This window comes from Streptococcus sanguinis (assembly GCF_013343115.1).
GTDB classification, from domain to species: domain Bacteria; phylum Bacillota; class Bacilli; order Lactobacillales; family Streptococcaceae; genus Streptococcus; species Streptococcus sanguinis_H.
This window is the reverse complement of sequence record NZ_CP054570.1, coordinates 802175-820360: the sequence shown is the minus strand read 5'-3', so window position 1 is coordinate 820360 and position 18186 is coordinate 802175. Positions and strand designations below refer to the sequence as shown.

The following is an 18186-nucleotide window of genomic DNA, read 5'->3' as shown; positions in this document are numbered from 1 at the left end:
TAGCAAACGTATCCTTTTAATAGTTTTTTTATTACAATTTAGTTACAAAAATGTTGTATTAGAAAAATAAGGTGGTTTTTCCAACAAAAATGAGCATTTCTGTATCGAATAAAGAAAAACTCCTAGATCTTTTCTAAGAGTTAACTTTGCTTGTCAGTCCGATTGAGCTTGTCGAATTTCCTCTAACATCGCTTCTTCTTCGACCGTCATTTGATAGTGTTCCAGCAAGTCTGGACGTCTTAGATAGGTCTTTTTCAGACTTTCATAGAGACGCCACTTGCGGATGTTTTCATGATGGCCGCTCATAAGGACTTCAGGAACAACCATACCCCGATAGTCATAAGGCCGAGTGTACTGAGGGTATTCCAAGAGTCCAGACGAAAAACTGTCATCTGTATGACTGGCTTCCTTTCCAATAACCTCTGGAATCAGGCGAACGGTAGCATCAATCATAGTCATTGCTGCCAATTCTCCCCCAGTAAGGACATAGTCGCCAAGGGAGATTTCGTCTGTCACTAAAGTCTTGATCCGCTCATCATAGCCTTCGTAATGGCCACAAATGAAAATGAGTTCCTCTTCCTTAGACAGTTCCTCAGCATAGGCTTGGTCAAAAGTCCGGCCAGCAGGATCCAGCAAAATCACGCGCGGCTGCTTCTTTTCAATGGCATCATAAGCATCAAAAATAGGCTGAGCCCGCAACAACATGCCTTGGCCTCCGCCGTATGGCTCGTCGTCTACATGCCGAGATTTTTCAGCCTTCTCTCGGAAATTGTGGTAGTTGATTTCTAAGAGGCCTTTTTCCCGAGCTTTACCGACGATAGAGTGCTCTAAAGGCGCAAACATCTCCGGAAAGAGTGTCAAAATATCAATTTTCATCGTCCAATCCTTCCGGTATCTCTACATCAACCCGACCTTGCTCAATGTCAATCCCCAGAACCACTGGCGGAATGTAAGGGAGAAGCAAGTCGCGCTTGCCTTTACGCTTGACCACCCAGACATCATTGGCTCCTGGTTGCAGAATTTCCTTAATCGTACCAAGAAGAATGTCATTTTCATAGACTTCAAGGCCGATGATTTCATGGTAGTAAAATTCCCCGTCTTCCAAGTCCGTCAAATCTTCCTCTCGTACCTTCAAAGTGAAATCACGGAATTTCTCAATGTCATTGATGTGGTACATCCCCTTAAACTTGATAATATCAAAGTTCTTGACCTTGCGATGGCTGGCAATCTCCACATCCATGACAAACTGGTCTTTCTTATCGAAAAGGGCAAGGGTATTGCCTTTTTTAAAACGCTCTTCTGCAAAATCCGTCACTGACAAAACCCGCATCTCACCTTGCAAACCTTGCGTATTGACGATTTTTCCAACATTAAAATAATTCATCTCGACTCCAACATATTATACTCTGCCTAGTATTTTATCATGATATAGGGGAATGTACAAGGGAGATAAGGGGGAATTCTCTTGCCTATATTTATTTGATTAAAGTTGCTGTTTAACGTATAATTATACATATAGAATCTCAACACTATAAATACCCAAGTGTATTTACGCAAAACCAGAAAGAAGTTGGTGATACCTATGGGAAAAAGTTAAGCAAACTCCTTCTCTCTACTGCTATTCTAGCTACCACAGCCGCCAGTCTGACTGCTTTGACACAGGTCAAAAAAGGCCAAGCAATAGAAAACGAAACGAGGGAAACTAGAAATATCTCAGCCCTTGACGAAAAAATTGCTCAAATTGACAATCCAACCATCAAGGCTTTTCTAGAATACTATGCTAGTCAGAACATGACCTCCGCATCGTCTCTTCCTATGATAGATGATTTAGAGGCGGATACACGCATCATCGTTATTGAGATAGACTATGCAGATACAAGCCAACCCCCTGCCATTGGAACATCAGTCGATGGATCCGAAGGGCCAGTCGGTGGAACTGTTGGTGCTGATGGCCAATACATCGAGTTTGATACCAGTGACCATAGCAAATCCGCAACCGTTCAGGAAATTCGAGATGCTATTGCTGAGATACTAGGATAAAACTCTCATAAATATGTTCAAAATAGCTGAGATTTTAATCTCAGCTATTTAGCATGTATCTTCACTCACGCTTTCAATGTACCAATTAAAGTTTGTATACCTCTTGCCCATCACACTTCAAAAGAAACTCAGCTATCTTTTCTGACTGACTCCAATGTAAATAATGATGGTTGCCTCCTAAAATAATCCGAGTATTTTGTGAAGCAAATTTGGAATCTTTATATTCTTGTTCTCGATAGGCTTGACTCAGGATAAAAATCGGAAATTGAAAAGAGATATCTAAGTTTTGAAAATCGCTTTTTGCGATACTGCAATAATGTTAAAATCCTTCTTGTACAGATTTTAATCTATCTGAACTCCTTTCTGCCTTCGCCCATAAGATTTTAAAATCAGCTACTGAAAAACTCTCTTGTCCTATTTTTTTCAGATACTCATATCCTCCACCGAGCGTCTGAACTTTATCCTGTAAGGATAAAAATTCGGGATAAGGATTCTGAGCTAATTCGCCATATAGAACAGAATAAGTGGTCGGCTCAATTAAGATTAGTCCCTGACAAAATGGCTCTGACTCAGCAACTTTAACTGCTACAAGACCACTAATACTGTGCGCGCAAACAGCATACTGGAGGACTTTAAAATGTGATAAAACCTCCAAAATAGACTGAACCAAATCGTCCAAAGCAAAATTTTCTTGATTTTCGAGTGGACTTTGGCCAGCATTAGGGTAATCTATTGTTAAATAGCCCCAATTTTTAGGTAACTTCCGAATGACTGGCAAAAAATTTTCATAGGTCGGCAGACTCCCTGCACCGCTTAAAAATACAGCAATCTTTTCCGCAGGTTGATAAGATACAAATAGCTGTCCTACTTTTGTTTTGATTATTTTTTCTTTCATAATGTTTCCAATCAATTCTTACAAATATTATCTGGGCACACACTAGTATCTGAGAGCTAGCTATTTTACTAGCAGAATAAGGACACCCCAATACCAAAAATTATATACCAAAAATTTTTCATATTCAATCAAGATTCGTGTTAGAAGAGGCAGTTGCTTGCACTGTGAATGAAGGCTAATCTCAAGGCTTGTTTTTCCTAAAAATCTATGCTAAGGTAAAGGCAGAATGCAAAAAGGAGGGCCTACTATGATGAGAAGCGGCCATCTGATTTACAAGGTAAAAGACTTGCAGGAATCGGTCAAGGAATGGGAAGCAAAGGGTTTTGTCGTCGAATACGGCAGAAGGGAAAAACCCAACAATGCCTTAATATACTTTAGTCAAGGCCCCTATATTGAGCTCCTGGAAAATACAGGTATTCCTGTAATAGCCAAAATCATAGCTAAACTATTTGGCAGACCTAAAAATCTGGAACGCTTTTTCTACTGGGATGAGTGCGAGGAAGGCTGGCAGGGACTTTGTATCGAAAAAGATTCTTCGTCAAAAGAATCCCCTCGATAAAGAATTTCAAAGCTAAGATCCTCATATTCCAGAAATGCATTCGATGAGCGGAAACCCTTGCTTTTATAAAATTCCCAGCGAGCCTGACGCTGTTCAAGATTATCACACGGCTCATCTAGGCGCTCGATTTCTAAAAGCATGGTTCGCTGATAGAAATTGACCAGCTTTTCGATGATTTCACCGCCATAGCCATGGCTGCGCAAGTGGGGCATAATAGCAAAGAAACTAACATAAAAGGCTTGCGCGTTGGAGATGGCAAAGGCAAAACCAACAAATTCCTTTTCATGATAAAAGGCGAAAAAATTAGCATCCTCCTGTTCCTCATATCGTAAAAATTCACTGAGCGGTATCCTTTCCTCTTCTGGGAAACCTTCATTATTCAAGGCTTCTACCTTATCCAAATCTGGAAAATCTGCTGTAATGATCTGGCTGGTTAAGCTCATAAAATCACTCCTTTTCTAGTGATAGTATAATAAATTTTGCAACTGGTTTCAAAAAAGAGCCCTGAAAGAGCTCCTATGTATCCATTTTTTCTTCATATATTTTTCTTCATATAATAGAAAGGTGCCGAATGCCTAGATAGAATCGGTTGGCCCCCACCGAAGAGGAATTATCCTAGCTGCTACTCACTATTTCACGTAAATTATCCAAATGCTGGTTATCAGTCACAGCCATAATGCTGACTCCTTCTGGCCAAACAAAGTCTGGAGTAAACTTGCTTTCCAAAGGCTGATTTTTTGTCAGACGGTAGCCGATAATATTAAGATGATAAAGCCTGCGAGCATCTACTTCACGGACCGTTTTCCCGACCCAGCTAGCAGGCAGTTCAAACTCAGCCACTACTACATCGTCATCCAGCTGGAAGACCTCAATCGAATGGTTCAAGAGAATAGTCTTAGCCAATGAAATACCAGCCTCCACTTCAGGCAGAATAACCAGATCAGCTCCCACCTTTTCCAGCACCTGCTGAGTTACTTCATCTTTGACCTTGGCAATGACATTTTTAACGCCCAATGCCTTGCAGTGCATGACCGCTAGGACGCTGGATTCCAGACTTTCTCCCGTCGCTACGATGACCGTATCACAGGACCCAACGTCTGCCGCCTCTAAAAGCTCCATATCAGTAATGTCTCCGATCACACCAACGGCAATCATGTCTTCATACTGATTGATTGTCTCTTCGTGATTATCAATCGCAATGATTTCTACATCCTGAGAAATCAAGGCCTCAATGATACTCTGTCCAAAAATCCCCAAGCCGAGGATTCCAACTGTTTGATTTGCCATTTCTTTTCTCCTATCCAATCATAATGTCCGCCTTGCTGTAATGCAAGGTTGCAGCCTTCTTCGGTTGATAATGGTTGAGACTGACCATAAGAGTCAGCGGCCCCACCCGTCCAATAAACATTAGCAACATAATCACAATCATACCAGCTGTATTGAGGCTGGTAGTGATATTGGCCGTGACACCAACTGTAGCCAATGCCGACACAGTCTCAAATATCAGGTAAATAAAACGATGACTGCTATCGGTCACTAGCCCAAGAGCCAAAAGACCAAGCAGAAATGTCAGCTGAAAAATCACTGTCACACCAAAAGCCTTCTGCACTAGCTGAGGAGACAGCGTTCTCCGTCCCATATTGGTATGAGGCAAGCCCAGGATTTCCTTTCGAGCAAAAAGAAAAAGAACTAGGAAGGTCGTAATTTTCAGACCGCCCGCTGTACCACCCGGAGCCCCTCCCAGAAACATCTGGAGCAGATAGATAAACAGGGTTACTGGACGAGCAGCTGTATAATCAATGGAAGCAAAGCCAGCTGTCCTCATACTGACTGTCTGAAAAAAGCTGACCAGTAGCTTATCGCCAAAGGAAAGATTGCCAATCGTTCCAAGATTATTGTACTCCGTCCAGAGACTCGTGACCGTCCCAAAAACGAGGAGACCAGCAGTCAGTAGCAAGACTACCTTAGTATGAAAGTGCAGCCCCTTCTGTTTTCCTCCCAATTTAGTCGCCAAGTCAAACCAAACCATGAAGCCAAGTCCTCCAGTAATAATGAGGAGAGCCAAGGTGATATTGACCAAAACATCTGTCTGCAAGCCTAGTAGGCTATCATTGCCAAAATTATCAAAGCCCGCATTACAAAATGCAGAAACGGCTAAAAAGATAGAATTAAAAATCCCTTTTCTCAGACCAAACTTGGGAATGAAGCGAATCATGAGAAGGAGCGCACCCAGTCCTTCGATACTAAAAGTCGTGATAAAAATCGAACGGACAAATTGACCTAAGGTACGATTGTTACCATAACTAAAACTATCCCGCAGAATACGGCGATCCTTGAGGCTGAGCTTTTTCCGACTTTCCATGGTGAAAAATCCGATAAAAGTCAGGATTCCCAAACCACCAATCTGAATCAGCAACATACAAAGGAGCTGTCCCCAGACATTGTATGTATCCACAACCGATTGAGTAAAAAGCCCTGTCACACAGACCATCGAGACAGCTGTAAAAAGATGATCCAGATAGCTCGCTTGGGAACTTGCCGTCTGCACCCAAGGCAGACTGAGTAGCAAGGAGCCACAGAATATCACCAGAAGAAAAGACAAGATAATCTTTTGCGCTGGTGACAAGCGTGAAAATAAATGCTTCATAAAGTTTCCTTTCCTGATCTAATAAAAGCAGAGGCTAGCTCTATCTGCCCTTCTCTTTCCTTGACAGCCCGCTGCAAATCATCTGGACTCTGCAAGTTTCTGACTTTGATGGCATAATCCGCTGCGACGATAGCATGGCCCCGCATGTGGCCTGTTGCGACTGCTTGGGCAAAGACACGCGCAGCATATTTACCGATTTGTGATTGGGCTTGCTGCGACAGTTTGTTAGCCAAGAAACCAGCCTGCCTTAGTTCATAGGCAGATGCCCTACCATCAAGTCGAGCCTGAAAAATCGCTCTTACCTGAGTCAAAATCTTCTGCTTTTCAGACTCATCTTCCGCATCTATCAGAGCTATAAAGCTTGACGCTATTTTCATAGCCCATCGAGCCAGTTTCCCTTGAGGAAGTTCCTCCAAAACAAGCTCCAATTCCAATCTCTTCTCACCATCATCCAGGATTTTCAGCTTGTATGGGCTCGGTAAAATCACTTGGCTATTCTCATAACACTTGCGCTCATGAGCGTTCCAAGCATAATCTTCTGGCTTCATATGCCCTCCAGTTTCGAATTTTTCTAAACTCGCCCCTGCATTTCGTTCTTCTCTTAAATGAAGTGTCTAGTTCTCACATACGCTCGAACTGCATCAATTCCCCTAAATTCAACTGCGCCTAACGGCTTATTTCATTAAGGGCTTTGTACCCACGCTTTGCTGGGCATCAATTTCCCTAAGCTCACTTGAGAGCTGCGCACTCAGTTCGCTAAGAGAAATAGAAAAAAACGGGACACATAGCCCCGCTGCTTCTTATTTCTCATCAATGACGATGCGAACTTTTTTGTACTCGGTTGGGACAGAGTAAACAATCGTCCTTATAGCGGAGATAGTACGACCTTTACGACCGATTACACGTCCAACATCACTCTGATCAAGATCCAGGTGATATTCTAAAAATTCAGGTGTATCCTCAATCTTGATAGTTAAGGCATCTGGCTGTGAAATCAAAGGTTTCACTATCGCAATAATTAGATTTTCAATCGTGTCCATATGTCAACCTACGCTTCTATTATTTAGAGTATTTTGAATCGTGGAATTTCTTCAATACGCCTTCTTTTGAAAGGATGTTGCGTACAGTATCAGAAGGTTGTGCACCATTACCCAACCACTCAAGGATACGGTCTTCCTTCAAAGTCACTTGGTTTTCAGCTACAAGTGGGTTGTAAGTACCAACTGTTTCGATGAAACGTCCGTCACGAGGTGAACGTGAATCTGCAACATTGATACGGTAGAAAGGTTTTTTCTTAGAACCCATACGAGTCAAACGGATTTTTACTGCCATTATTAAGGTCTCTTTTCTTTATTTTTTTCTTTTGGTGAAATAGCAGAGCTATTAAGCACATGTTCTATTATAGCAGATTAAAAATAACTGTCAAGTTATTTTCTTGACAGAGTTAAAAAATTTTTTTAGATTAGTCTTTCTTGTTTAAAAGAACAATAGTTTTTCATTTGCAATCTCCTTATGGAAGCAAGAGTCTGATAATGTCGTCATAAGAATAGGCGGTATAGGTCGGCTGAAAAAGACTTTTATTTTCTAGCTGCTTGGGATTGTACCAGAGAGAGTCCAGTCCGGCATTATTAGCGCCAGCAATATCTGCAGTCAAAGAGTCCCCAATCATCAAAGTCTGAGAAAGATCAAAATCTGGTATCTGCTCTGCTATTTTTTCATAAAATAAAGCTTCAGGCTTCTGAGTCCCCATCTGCTCCGAGATGAAAATATGGTTAAAATAGGGTGAAATGTCGGAATGGGCCATACGGCCGGTCTGAATAGCCGTGATGCCATTGGTCGCTCCGTAAATCTCATAATCAGCTGCTGTCAGACTGTCCAAAAGCTCACTAGCACCAGCGTAGGTTTGTCCTTGCTGTGCAATGTGCTGTTGATAGAGGAGAGCTAACTCAGCGCCATCCTTCTCAATGCCAAAATGAGCAAAAAGACGAGAAAAGCGAGTATTGACCAGCTCCGGCTTGGTGATTTTCCCCTGCTCTAGATCCCGCCAAAGCCCCTTGTTCATGGGAATATAATAGTCTTTGTAGATCTGAATCTCCGTCACGCCCTGCTCCTCCAAAAAATGAGTCAAGGCGATATCTTCTGCCGTATCAAAATCCAGCAAGGTATGGTCAAGATCGAAAAGTAGAAATTTGTATGACAAGGTAGAAATCCTTTCTGTAACTGTAGTAGCTTCATTATACCACAAGCTACAAAAAACAGCCGCTCAAAAATGAACGGCTGATTTCTAATCTATTCCACTACTGGAATCCAGACTTTCATTTGATAGTTTGGTGGCTCTTGTTTTGACTCTGCTGCATTACCAAACAGCATCTTCGCTTTTCCCACTTCTTCTACTCTTCTTTATAGTGAATACACAAATCTCTAAATTTATTATCTAGCGCTGCAATATCAAACAAGACTTTTGACAGTTTCTGATAATCTTCCTTGATACAAAATAGATGAGCTTGGCCGAACAACTTTGCTAAATTTTCTTTTAGTTCAGATCTGACCGTATCGTGGTCTTTTAAGAAGTTGCTCATGTATAGATTTCTGATAGAAGCTAATTTGAAACTAAAGTATTGATGAAGATGCTTTTGTTCTTCATTCAAGCCATAGTCCGCTACCGACTTAGCATATCTTGCTATCACATTCTCCTCGCCATGTTCATATTGTTGCTTCATCAGCATAGATGTTTTCTGGTAAATCTCTTTGGAAGTAGGAAATTTGATTTTTTTGAAGTTTCCCCACATAGAGAAAGAACCTCTTTTATAGTCGATATTTTTAGCTTCCCAGGCTTTCGAAAATTCTGAGAAACTCATTTTCATACAAGCAAAGCCTGCTGGATCATGGAAATAGATAAACTCATCATCTAGATCATAAACCGAAACAAAATGGTCCACCCCATACAAATGAATATGATTGGGATTATAAGTGAGATAACCCATGTCCAAGGGGCCAAGAACAACAGATCCGGTAAGTAATAACTTACTTAAGATTTCTCTGATAGAGAGAAGATCCACCGCATTTGAATCCTTTATATAGTATTCATCATAGATAAAACCCAGAATGTTTAAAGAATGGCTGATAGAACTATCTGGCATCCCATTATCAAAGAAAACTAAGGGGTGTTTTTCATCTTCCTTTATAATACTAGCGCCATTTCCCATCACCATAATGGCTTCCAAAAACTCAGGGCGAACATCATAACCATACGAATGCAGCGCCATCGCAAGTGAATATGTGTAACAAAGAGAAACATCCCCAAAATACATCTGCATAGCATCATCCTCCTCTGTAATTGACACCAAAAATGACTTGCAATCACCATTTTATTTCACCACAGGTATCCAGAGTTCTATTTGATAGTCTGGGGAGGACATATTACCCTCGCTGTAAACTTCAAAATCTGGTGTTCCTGAGTGGCGATAACCTGTTTCTGGGAAAAAGACTTCTAAGACGTATTTCCAAGCATGGTGGATGCTGGCTGGTATAGCCCCCTTGACTGGTACGATAGCATATTCAGCTTCTGCGATTTCTTTGATTGACAGACCAAATTCTTCTGCTTTGGCTTTATCCGTCACATCATAAGCGGCCATATAGTTGATGATTTCGCCTTCTTTGACATCCGAGCAGACGCCAAAGGATTGGCCACTGCCCAGACTTTCTAGGCTTTCAAAGTTGTGATTGGCATAGAGCTGCTCCCAAGCAGTTGGGCACTGGCTATTGTCAATCGCTTCTAATAGGACGCCTGCCACGGTAAAAGCAGGTTTCTTTTGAATCTTGATATCCATGTTCTTTCCTCCTGTAATCTTTAAGGATAATTGAAGTCTAGGAAAGACGCGATAAGGCTTTCCATTTCGAACTTCTGAGGGAGTCGCACCATGGAATTTCTTAAAGGCTGCACTAAAGGCATCCGCAGACTCATAGCCGTATTTCATCGCTATGTCAATGACTTTCTCAGAGCTTTCCCGCAAGTCCGTCACAGCTTCTGATAGCCTGCGATTGCGCAAGTATTCTGCTAAAGTCATATCTGCCAGGATAGAAAAGAGCCTGCTGAAGAGAGCATAAGAATAGCCCGATAGCTGCTGAAATTTCTGCAAATCTACTTCTGCGTCCAACTTACTTTCCAGATATTCCATGGTTTGATTGAATTGATGCATCATATTCTTTTTCACCTCACAAAAGATACTAAAGCCGTTAAAAGCAAAGTGAAATAGGAAAATTGACGGAGGGGCTCCTGCTCCGAGAAAATTTTGTCTTTTTCACATCGCTTTTAGGCCGTGTTCAATTCTAACTATAGTCTAACAGATATAAGATACTTACGCCCTAGAATTTTTGTACAAGATTTAGAGGGGGATTTTACAACCTATCCCGCAGCTTCTCCACAAAGAGATAAGCCGCTGGACAGGTCAGGGTATTTTTGATTGTCAGATGATTAATCTGATGAATCTTTTTTCGGTCTGTATGGGGAAATTCTCTGCAAGCCTTGGGACGGACATCGTAGATCGAGCAGAGATTGTCCCCACCTAAAAAAGGACAAGGCATCGCCTTGAAAACCTTGTCACCGTCTTCGTCCACCTGCAGAAACTCCTCTTCAAAAGCCGGCAGCTTCATCTTGAAATACTTGGCAATGCGGACAATGTCGGCTTCCTTAAAGTCTGGCCCCAGAGTTTTACAGCAATTGGCACAGGCTGTACAGTCAATCTCTTCAAAGACCTCATCATGGATTTGCCGAGCAATTTTATCTAGATTTTTTGGTGGCTTTTTCTTGAGACTGGCTAAAAATTTTCGGTGCTCTTTCTGCTTCTGCAGAGCTAATTGATGGTACTTTTCAAGGTCGATTTCTTGAGTCATATATTTTTCTTTCTGTATTCAAATTGTTTTTATTATATCATAAAATGAGCGCTCTTAAATGTCATCAAAACCCAAAAATATGACATATTCCACCTCACAAAAAAATCTGAGAACGAGTCCCAGATTTGCTTTTTATGAATTTAGAGAGCTATCATCACATTCTGAGGTTAAATGCTTTTTCCACCGTCCTTGCTGGTGCTCCAAGTTTCTTCGATATAGGGGATAAACTCATACAGAGTATCTTCATCGCCTTCAAAGGACATCATATAGACCTTATCGCCTTGTTTGAAGACCCAAACCGTTAAGTTTTGAGTAGATTTTAAAACAACATTAATCTGAAAGGCTTCATTGCCGGCTACAGTACTCTTTGCACCCCAAAAGTCATCGACTTCCTTATTATCCTTCCAGTGGTAGGCAATCCGTTGGGCAATAGTTTCAGCGTTGAATTCTTCCCCTTCTCCGATATTAGCCTTTTCTTTTGTATAAGCATTCATCGTGACAATGTTATAGCCACTTCCATCCGTATACTGGACGCTGTCGCCACCATCTACGTCTGTAAACTTAATCCAATTATCAGGAATACTAATATAACCGTAATCATCAGACCCGACACGCATCGTACCAGTTGTCTTTGACGAATCTTTTTCTCTACGACTGCTACTACTTGTATCGCTGTCATCTCTCAGGGAAACCCGACTAGAAGAATCAGATGGTTTCCGACTGCTATAGCTCTTAATAAGGCTACAAGAGGACAGGGAGAGGCCGGCTAAGATAGTCAGGGAGAGCAGAAAGTACTTCTTTTTCATGGTCATTCCTTCCTAAATCTAATAAATTTTACTAATACTAGTTTACCATATTTTTAGTACGAAAGGAAAGAGAGACATTGTCGCATCCGATTTCTTTTTCCGTTTATAGGACTATGCTTTTTTAGCGGCCTTATTCCACTGGTACCATCCTACCAAACTGTTGATTAAATAGATCAAATACTTCCCTTGAATTTGAAGGCTTTCACCCCACCAGAGGTAGATAGAAAAAATATTGGTCGCTGCCCAGAAAATCCACTGTTCGCGATAAACAGCCGTCATCAGGATTTGCCCTACACCATTTGTTGCATCTGTGATTGAATCACGATAAGGACGATTGGCACCCACAGACTGATAAATCAAGCCAAATACCAACCACCAAAGCACACTGAGTGATAGATATTTTGTCCATCCTTTGGCATCTAGCTTACGAGCAACAAACTCTTGCTTTTCTTTTTTGAACTGACCTTGGTAAATCCACACTAAGAGTCCAATTGGCTGCATGATGGTAAAGTAAAGTGTCGTCAGGACCTCGCCATAGAAGCCTTTCTGCAAAGCTAAAATCAAGTAAATCACAGAATTAATCAAACCAAAGAGGTAATTGCTAGCCCGTCCTTCAGAAACGAAGATCACACAGATAATCCCAGTCAGACTGCAAATCATCCCCGTCCAATCCACGATGCGATGTTCATATATCAGCTCCAGCCAAAGCGGAAAACTCCCTAGAATCAAGAGATAAACCCATTGACCTAGACTGCGATGAGCAAACAAATCGTCCCAGATAAGCTTCAAGGTACCAGAAAAGCCGAGCTTCTTCATACTAGTCACCATTCGTTTATAGCCACCAGACATTTCAGAAAGCGTCAGCTTCATGTTTGCGATTTTCTTTTGGATATAAGTATTCATTCTTTCTCCTTTTGTTTTTTAAGAGCCGTGTCAAATTGACTTACGGATGCAACGCTCTATTATTTTCAAACACGTACAAGTTTTACTTATACAGTGTTCACATTTTATCATATTCCTATTTCAGAAAATGTCAAGTAAAATCAAAAAAAGATTTCCTAATGTTCGGATTTCAAGAAAAGACCTACAAATTTTTGTAAGTCTTTTTGATTGGATTTGATAGTAGTCGAACGTTTTTTGATTAGTTACAATCTTTTTTGTGAAACATAATTAGCTTCTACACTGAAAAAACAAGAGACTTAATAAATAAGCCTCTTGTTTTTTAAACTATTATTCGCTGACTGCTCCCTTGCCATCAAGGCTCCAAGTATCTTTCATGTTTGTAATGAAATCATCAAGAGTTTCTTCGTCGCCTTCAAAGGATAGTATATAGACTTTGTCATCTTTTTGGAAAACTAATGTATTAGCAAGTTGCCCCGATTTCAAAATAATGTTTATTTGAAAGGCTTCTATTCCTGAGACAGTACTTTTAGAGCCCCACATCTTCTCAATATTATCTTTTTGACTCCAATTATAGGCTACATGTTGAGCAATCGTTTCTGCATTGAAGTTCTCACCTTCTGCCACTTCAGCTTCTGCCTTAGAAACGGCATTCATGGTGACGATATTATAAGCAGAGCCATCTGTATATTGAATAAGTCCCTCAACCTCTGCATCAAAAAATTTAATCCATTTACTTGGAATATCGATATAACCAAACTCTGGAGAACCAACACGTTTTGTTTCTTGATTGGTTTTGTTCTTGCTTCTTTTAGAAGAATTTGAAGAATTCTTTTTCACTTGTGCACTGGAACTGGTTGAAGAACTAGATTGACCAGGCTTTTGTCCAGAATCGGCACACGATGCAAGAGTAAGTGAAGTTAATACCAGAACTGCTCCAAGCAGATACGATTGTTTCATGATTTTCTCCTTTTGGGATATATTACTTAGAGAAATAAGACTTTATTCCTCATCCATACTCAGGACACTGAGGAAGGCTTCTTGTGGGACTTCGACAGATCCGATAGCTTTCATCCGTTTTTTACCCGCTTTTTGTTTTTCTAGGAGTTTGCGCTTCCGGGAAACGTCACCACCATAACACTTGGCCAAAACATTTTTACGCAGGGCCTTGATGTCTGTCCGAGCCACGATTTTCTGTCCGATAGCGGCTTGAATAGGTACTTCAAACTGCTGACGAGGAATGATTTTCTTGAGCTTGTCTACAATCAGCTTACCGCGCTCATAGGCAAATTCCTTGTGAACGATAAAGCTGAGAGCATCAACTTTGTCGCCATTGAGGAGAATATCCATCTTCACCAGCTTGGACGAGCGATACTCAGAAATTTCATAGTCAAAGCTAGCATAGCCACGAGTAGAGGACTTGAGCTTGTCAAAGAAGTCAAAGACGATTTCAGCAAGTGGGATTTGATAGATGACATTGACCCGATTATCATCGATATAGTCCATGGTCACAAAGTCACCGCGCTTGCGTTGAGCCAACTCCATCACCGCTCCGACAAATTCCTGGGGAACCATAATCTGCGCCTTGACATAGGGCTCCTCGATGGAATCAATCTTGGTCGGGTCCGGAAACTCGCTCGGATTGGACACATCAATAGACGCCCCATCTGTCATATTGACCTTATAGATAACGGATGGCGCCGTCATAATTAGATCAATATTAAACTCGCGCTCCAAACGCTCCTGAATGACGTCCATGTGCAGTAAGCCCAGAAATCCACAACGGAAACCGAATCCTAATGCTTGCGATGTTTCTGGTTCAAACTGCAGACTGGCATCATTTAGCTGGAGCTTTTCAAGCGCCTCACGCAGGTCGTTGTATTTATTGGACTCGATAGGATAGAGACCAGCGAAGACCATGGGATTCATCTGCTTGTAGCCAGCTAGTGGCTCTGCAGCTGGATTGTCCGCCAAGGTCACTGTATCTCCGACCCGGGTGTCCTGTACCGTCTTGATAGAGGCTGCGATATAGCCAACATCCCCTGTCGCTAAGAAATCACGACCAATTGCCTTGGGCGTAAAGATGCCGACCTCAGTTACATCAAAGGTCTTGCCGTTGCTCATGAGCTGAATGGTATCTCCTGGCTTGACCACACCGTCCATCACCCGCACTTGCAGGATTACCCCACGATAGGCATCATAGACTGAGTCAAAAATCAAGGCCTTGAGCGGTGCTTCAACATTTCCAGTCGGAGCTGGAACTTTTTCCACAATCTGCTCTAAAATTTCTTCAATTCCGATACCAGCCTTGGCAGAAGCCAATACGGCTTCGCTAGCATCCAGTCCAATCACGTCTTCAATTTCTGCCCGAACCCGCTCTGGATCCGCAGCTGGCAAGTCAATCTTATTGATGACTGGCAGGATTTCCAAGTCATTATCCAGCGCTAGATAAACATTAGCCAAGGTCTGAGCTTCAATCCCCTGAGCCGCATCCACTACCAAAATAGCCCCTTCGCAAGCCGCTAACGACCGCGATACCTCATAGGTAAAGTCCACGTGTCCCGGCGTGTCAATCAAGTGGAAGATATAAGTCTCACCGTCCTTGGCAGTATAATTGAGCTCGATAGCATTAAGCTTAATGGTGATACCGCGCTCCCGCTCCAAGTCCATGCTGTCCAAGAGTTGGGCCTGCATTTCCCGGCTGGAAACCGTCTCAGTCGCCTCCAAAATCCGGTCAGCTAAGGTTGATTTCCCGTGGTCGATGTGGGCAATGATGGAGAAATTGCGGATCTTCTCCTGACGTTTTTTCAAATCTTCTAAATTCATTTTTCTCATCCTTTTAGGGTATTCTATTTATTATAACACAAGACCAGTGATTTTTCCTATAGACTCGGACTTTCTCTATAAATTATGCTATACTAGTCAGAGAATAATTTTGGAGACACTTTATGATTAAAATTCTTGCACTTGATATGGACGGCACCTTGCTCAACAGCAAAAAAGAAATTCCTCAGGCTCACATTGAAGCCCTGCACCTAGCTATTGAAAAAGGAGTCAAATTGGTTCTTTGCACAGGTCGTCCCTTGGTCGGTGTCAAGCCATACTATGACAAGCTGGGCCTGGCACAAGAAAACGAATATGTCATCGTGGACAATGGCTGTGCTACTCATCAGACCAGCGACTGGAGTCTGGTGGACTGGCAAGAGCTGAGCGGTCAGGATATTCGCTATCTCTACAGCCTGTCTGAAAATAGCCCTGTCCAGCTGACTCTCTTTGATGAGGAGCATTATTTCGTCGTTGGAGAAAAAGCTAGTTCCTATGTCGTGAATGATGCTAGCTTGGTCTTCACCACTCCAACCGAGATTAGCCTAGAAGAGGCATGCAGCGGTCAACACAGAATGTTTCAAGCTATGTTTTTAGGCAGCCAAGAACAGGTAGATGCTTTTGAAGCTGACTTTGGCCAAGAAATCTGCCAGCGTTTCAGCTGCGTTCGCTCCCAGCCAGTTATTTACGAGGCCATGCCGTCTGGTGTGACCAAAGCCTTTGCCCTAGAGCGACTGGCTAAACAATTGGACGTCAATCCTCAAGAAATCATGGCAATCGGTGATGCCAACAACGACATCGAAATGCTGGAATATGCAGGTCTCGGTGTTGCCATGGGAAATGCTTCAGACTATGTCAAAGGCCTAGCCGATGCCATCACAGACAGCTGCGAGGAAAATGGGGTCGCAACTGCTATTGAAAAGTTTATTTTGAATTCGTAAAAGTCAAAAAAGAAGAGCAATGTCTCTTCCTTTTTTTGTTCTATAACCTTAATACTATGCCGTCTTGGCACTTGGAAATCAGACAATATCTATCCCCTTCTCTTTCAGATTTTCCAAGCATTCTTGCAGATAGGTTGCGTCATGCTCCGGATAAATGGGATGTTCGAGTTCCTCAGCTAGCAACTCCTGGTAGGGTGGGCAGGTCTTGCCACGGTAGTCCTTATCCAGCCAAAGGCTGTCTGGCTGATAGCCCCGTCGTTGCATCTCCTCCATAATCAGCAGGTGATAAGCATAGAGGCAATAAGGGCTGTGCTCAAAAACATAGTTGACCGTTGCATGCGGCTTGCCCCAACCTCGTCCACGTAAGGCTGCACACTCTCGATGCTGGCCTAAAAGCTGCTGGCGCGGAAGTTTTTCAATTAAATCTTGGTGCCAAAGTCTCACGGTTTTCTCCTTCTAGAAAGATCTTATAAAGTCATCAACGAATATGAACAATCAACTCTTGGGCAGCTTTCCTGCTTTCTCCAGCATTTTCTTGACAAAATATGGCATCTTAACATTCTCGCGCCCTTTTTTCTCAATCAGTTTCTTGACGAAATCTGGCATTTTCAGCTCTTCATCCTCTGCAAGAATCTGGCTGCTCTCCTCCGACGGCTGCAATTCATCGAAGGTTTCTTCTTCTGGAAAGCATTCTTTGAAGGGTTCATGCTCATGGCGGCGGATAGTTTGAATCAGGGCATCAATTAAACGGTCGTCTGCATTGGGCATAGGCGGTCTATGATAAGCAACACCCAGTTCATCGCAAAGTTCCTTACACTCCACGTCATTGTCAAAAAGGACCTCTATATGCTCACTGATAAAGCTAATCGGCACAAAAATATAATGCTGCGGAAGTGTTTCTTGCTGGCGCATGTAGTCCAGCACGTCAGGTTTGATCCAAGGGAGTCCGATGTCACTCTCACTTTGCCAAACATTGAGATAATCCTCTTCTGTCAGACCTAACCTTTCAGCAATCAAACGGGCATTGTCATAGATCTGATCAATGTAAGGATCTCCGAAATCCAAGGCCAGAATAGGCACACTGTGGGCTGAGAAGAAAATCTTGAAGGTCTCTTCTCTAACCTCTTCTGTAAGAATCTTTCTCAGCTCCTCTGCCCAATAATCAAGAATAGCTTCTTCCTGATACCATTCCTTAATGATATTAAAGCGGATGGAATCACTCTGGATAAACTTCTCATAGCCCATGACAGAATAGTAAGAAAAATGAGGCTCTAGAATCAAACAGATACTATCCTCAATACCATCCTCTTCCATCTGCTCAATCACATCTGGAATAAAAGGACATGAGAATTTATTGGCAAAATAAACCGCATACTCGCCAGCCAAACGCTGACGGACCTTTTCCACCTCTTCTAGACTGATACGCTGCAGAGGCGTTCCACCGATGAGGACATAGTTATCATAGAGGGTCTGAATTTCATGGTCTTGCGGCCTGACACCGCGGCGAATATTGGTAAAAAATTCAGCCACTCCCTCAAAGCTAATCTCCTCTGGCGAGCCAAAAGTCATCATTAGAATTGCTTTCTTCATTATCTTTCCTCTTCAGTCACTCAGAGAAAGCCAAGTTGACTTTCCAACGACTTTCTTGTAATCACTTTCATTTTAACATCTTAAAAAAGACT

The 18186-nt window shown here is 42.2% G+C and carries 21 protein-coding genes and 1 pseudogene; 3 read left to right on the top strand and 19 right to left on the bottom strand.

Translation table 11 applies throughout. The annotated features are described in order from the left end of the window. Positions 1-153: 153 nt before the first annotated feature. Together trmD and rimM are read right to left on the bottom strand one after the other, a co-directional pair. Positions 154-876 (bottom strand): tRNA (guanosine(37)-N1)-methyltransferase TrmD, encoded by a 723-nt coding sequence (gene trmD / locus FOC72_RS04050; RefSeq protein ID WP_002895324.1) that lies wholly within the window; start codon positions 874-876, stop codon positions 154-156. Then, a complete protein-coding gene (gene rimM / locus FOC72_RS04045) occupies positions 866-1384 on the bottom strand; it encodes a ribosome maturation factor RimM (protein WP_002895323.1) in 519 nt (172 codons plus the stop codon). Before rimM ends, trmD begins: the two co-directional genes overlap by 11 nt. Positions 1385-1644: 260 nt before the next feature. Here rimM and FOC72_RS04040 point away from each other — a divergent pair, with 260 nt between their 5' ends. After that, the gene (locus FOC72_RS04040) at positions 1645-2040 is read left to right on the top strand and encodes a hypothetical protein (RefSeq protein ID WP_420794757.1); all 396 of its coding nucleotides are present in this window, start codon (positions 1645-1647) and stop codon (positions 2038-2040) included. An 85-nt stretch (positions 2041-2125) separates the two neighbouring features. On the opposite strand, the pseudogene FOC72_RS04035 reads toward FOC72_RS04040, so the two are convergent. Continuing rightward, positions 2126-2935: pseudogene (locus FOC72_RS04035) on the bottom strand (alpha/beta fold hydrolase). 226 nt (positions 2936-3161) lie between these two features. Between FOC72_RS04035 and FOC72_RS04030 the strand changes: the two are divergent. Further along, entirely contained in the window at positions 3162-3494 is a 333-nt protein-coding gene (locus FOC72_RS04030) for a VOC family protein (protein WP_080557398.1), read from the top strand. On the opposite strand, the gene FOC72_RS04025 is transcribed toward FOC72_RS04030, so the two are convergent. From FOC72_RS04025 to lepA, 14 genes are all read right to left on the bottom strand, one after another. Continuing rightward, a complete protein-coding gene (locus tag FOC72_RS04025) occupies positions 3416-3937 on the bottom strand; it encodes a GNAT family N-acetyltransferase (RefSeq protein WP_002895319.1) in 522 nt (173 codons plus the stop codon). The genes FOC72_RS04030 and FOC72_RS04025 overlap by 79 nt on opposite strands. Before the next feature lie 172 nt (positions 3938-4109). Next, the gene (locus FOC72_RS04020) at positions 4110-4781 is read right to left on the bottom strand and encodes a potassium channel family protein (protein WP_032913402.1); all 672 of its coding nucleotides are present in this window, start codon (positions 4779-4781) and stop codon (positions 4110-4112) included. 10 nt (positions 4782-4791) lie between these two features. Beyond that, positions 4792-6141: a TrkH family potassium uptake protein gene (locus tag FOC72_RS04015; protein WP_002895317.1), complete on the bottom strand. Its 1350-nt coding sequence runs from the start codon at positions 6139-6141 to the stop codon at positions 4792-4794. Continuing rightward, complete coding sequence (locus FOC72_RS04010) at positions 6138-6689, bottom strand: putative immunity protein (protein WP_002895316.1); 552 nt, start codon at positions 6687-6689, stop codon at positions 6138-6140. The genes FOC72_RS04015 and FOC72_RS04010 overlap by 4 nt, the downstream gene beginning before the upstream one ends. 252 nt (positions 6690-6941) lie before the next feature. Then, entirely contained in the window at positions 6942-7181 is a 240-nt protein-coding gene (kphA, locus tag FOC72_RS04005) for an RNA-binding protein KphA (protein WP_002895313.1), read from the bottom strand. Between the two features lie 19 nt (positions 7182-7200). Further along, positions 7201-7473 carry a 30S ribosomal protein S16 gene (gene rpsP / locus FOC72_RS04000; RefSeq protein ID WP_002895310.1) on the bottom strand — a complete coding sequence of 91 codons (273 nt, stop codon included), beginning with the start codon at positions 7471-7473 and terminating at the stop codon, positions 7201-7203. Positions 7474-7651: 178 nt separating this feature from the next. Further along, entirely contained in the window at positions 7652-8341 is a 690-nt protein-coding gene (gene pynA / locus FOC72_RS03995; protein ID WP_032914152.1) for a pyrimidine 5'-nucleotidase PynA, read from the bottom strand. Between the two features lie 190 nt (positions 8342-8531). After that, complete coding sequence (locus tag FOC72_RS03990; RefSeq protein ID WP_032913592.1) at positions 8532-9458, bottom strand: YobF C-terminal domain-containing protein; 927 nt, start codon at positions 9456-9458, stop codon at positions 8532-8534. A 51-nt stretch (positions 9459-9509) separates the two neighbouring features. Further along, entirely contained in the window at positions 9510-10343 is an 834-nt protein-coding gene (locus FOC72_RS03985) for an AraC family transcriptional regulator (RefSeq protein ID WP_002895307.1), read from the bottom strand. Between the two features lie 196 nt (positions 10344-10539). Beyond that, on the bottom strand, positions 10540-11034 hold the full coding sequence (locus tag FOC72_RS03980; RefSeq protein WP_002895306.1) for a YkgJ family cysteine cluster protein: 495 nt from the start codon (positions 11032-11034) through the stop codon (positions 10540-10542). Positions 11035-11201: 167 nt separating this feature from the next. After that, complete coding sequence (locus FOC72_RS03975) at positions 11202-11846, bottom strand: hypothetical protein (RefSeq protein WP_080557397.1); 645 nt, start codon at positions 11844-11846, stop codon at positions 11202-11204. Between the two features lie 105 nt (positions 11847-11951). After that, on the bottom strand, positions 11952-12743 hold the full coding sequence (gene pnuC, locus FOC72_RS03970) for a nicotinamide riboside transporter PnuC (protein ID WP_002895303.1): 792 nt from the start codon (positions 12741-12743) through the stop codon (positions 11952-11954). Positions 12744-13070: 327 nt separating this feature from the next. Continuing rightward, positions 13071-13700 (bottom strand): hypothetical protein, encoded by a 630-nt coding sequence (locus FOC72_RS03965; RefSeq protein WP_002895300.1) that lies wholly within the window; start codon positions 13698-13700, stop codon positions 13071-13073. A 42-nt stretch (positions 13701-13742) separates the two neighbouring features. Further along, complete coding sequence (gene lepA, locus FOC72_RS03960) at positions 13743-15566, bottom strand: translation elongation factor 4 (protein WP_032908149.1); 1824 nt, start codon at positions 15564-15566, stop codon at positions 13743-13745. 122 nt (positions 15567-15688) lie between these two features. Here lepA and FOC72_RS03955 point away from each other — a divergent pair, with 122 nt between their 5' ends. Continuing rightward, positions 15689-16504 (top strand): Cof-type HAD-IIB family hydrolase, encoded by an 816-nt coding sequence (locus FOC72_RS03955; RefSeq protein WP_002895295.1) that lies wholly within the window; start codon positions 15689-15691, stop codon positions 16502-16504. A 78-nt stretch (positions 16505-16582) separates the two neighbouring features. Here the strand turns inward: FOC72_RS03955 and FOC72_RS03950 are convergent, their stop codons facing one another. Next, entirely contained in the window at positions 16583-16948 is a 366-nt protein-coding gene (locus FOC72_RS03950; protein WP_002895294.1) for a TIGR02328 family protein, read from the bottom strand. Between the two features lie 51 nt (positions 16949-16999). After that, a complete protein-coding gene (hemH, locus tag FOC72_RS03945; protein WP_002895293.1) occupies positions 17000-18094 on the bottom strand; it encodes a ferrochelatase in 1095 nt (364 codons plus the stop codon). Positions 18095-18186: the final 92 nt, after the last annotated feature.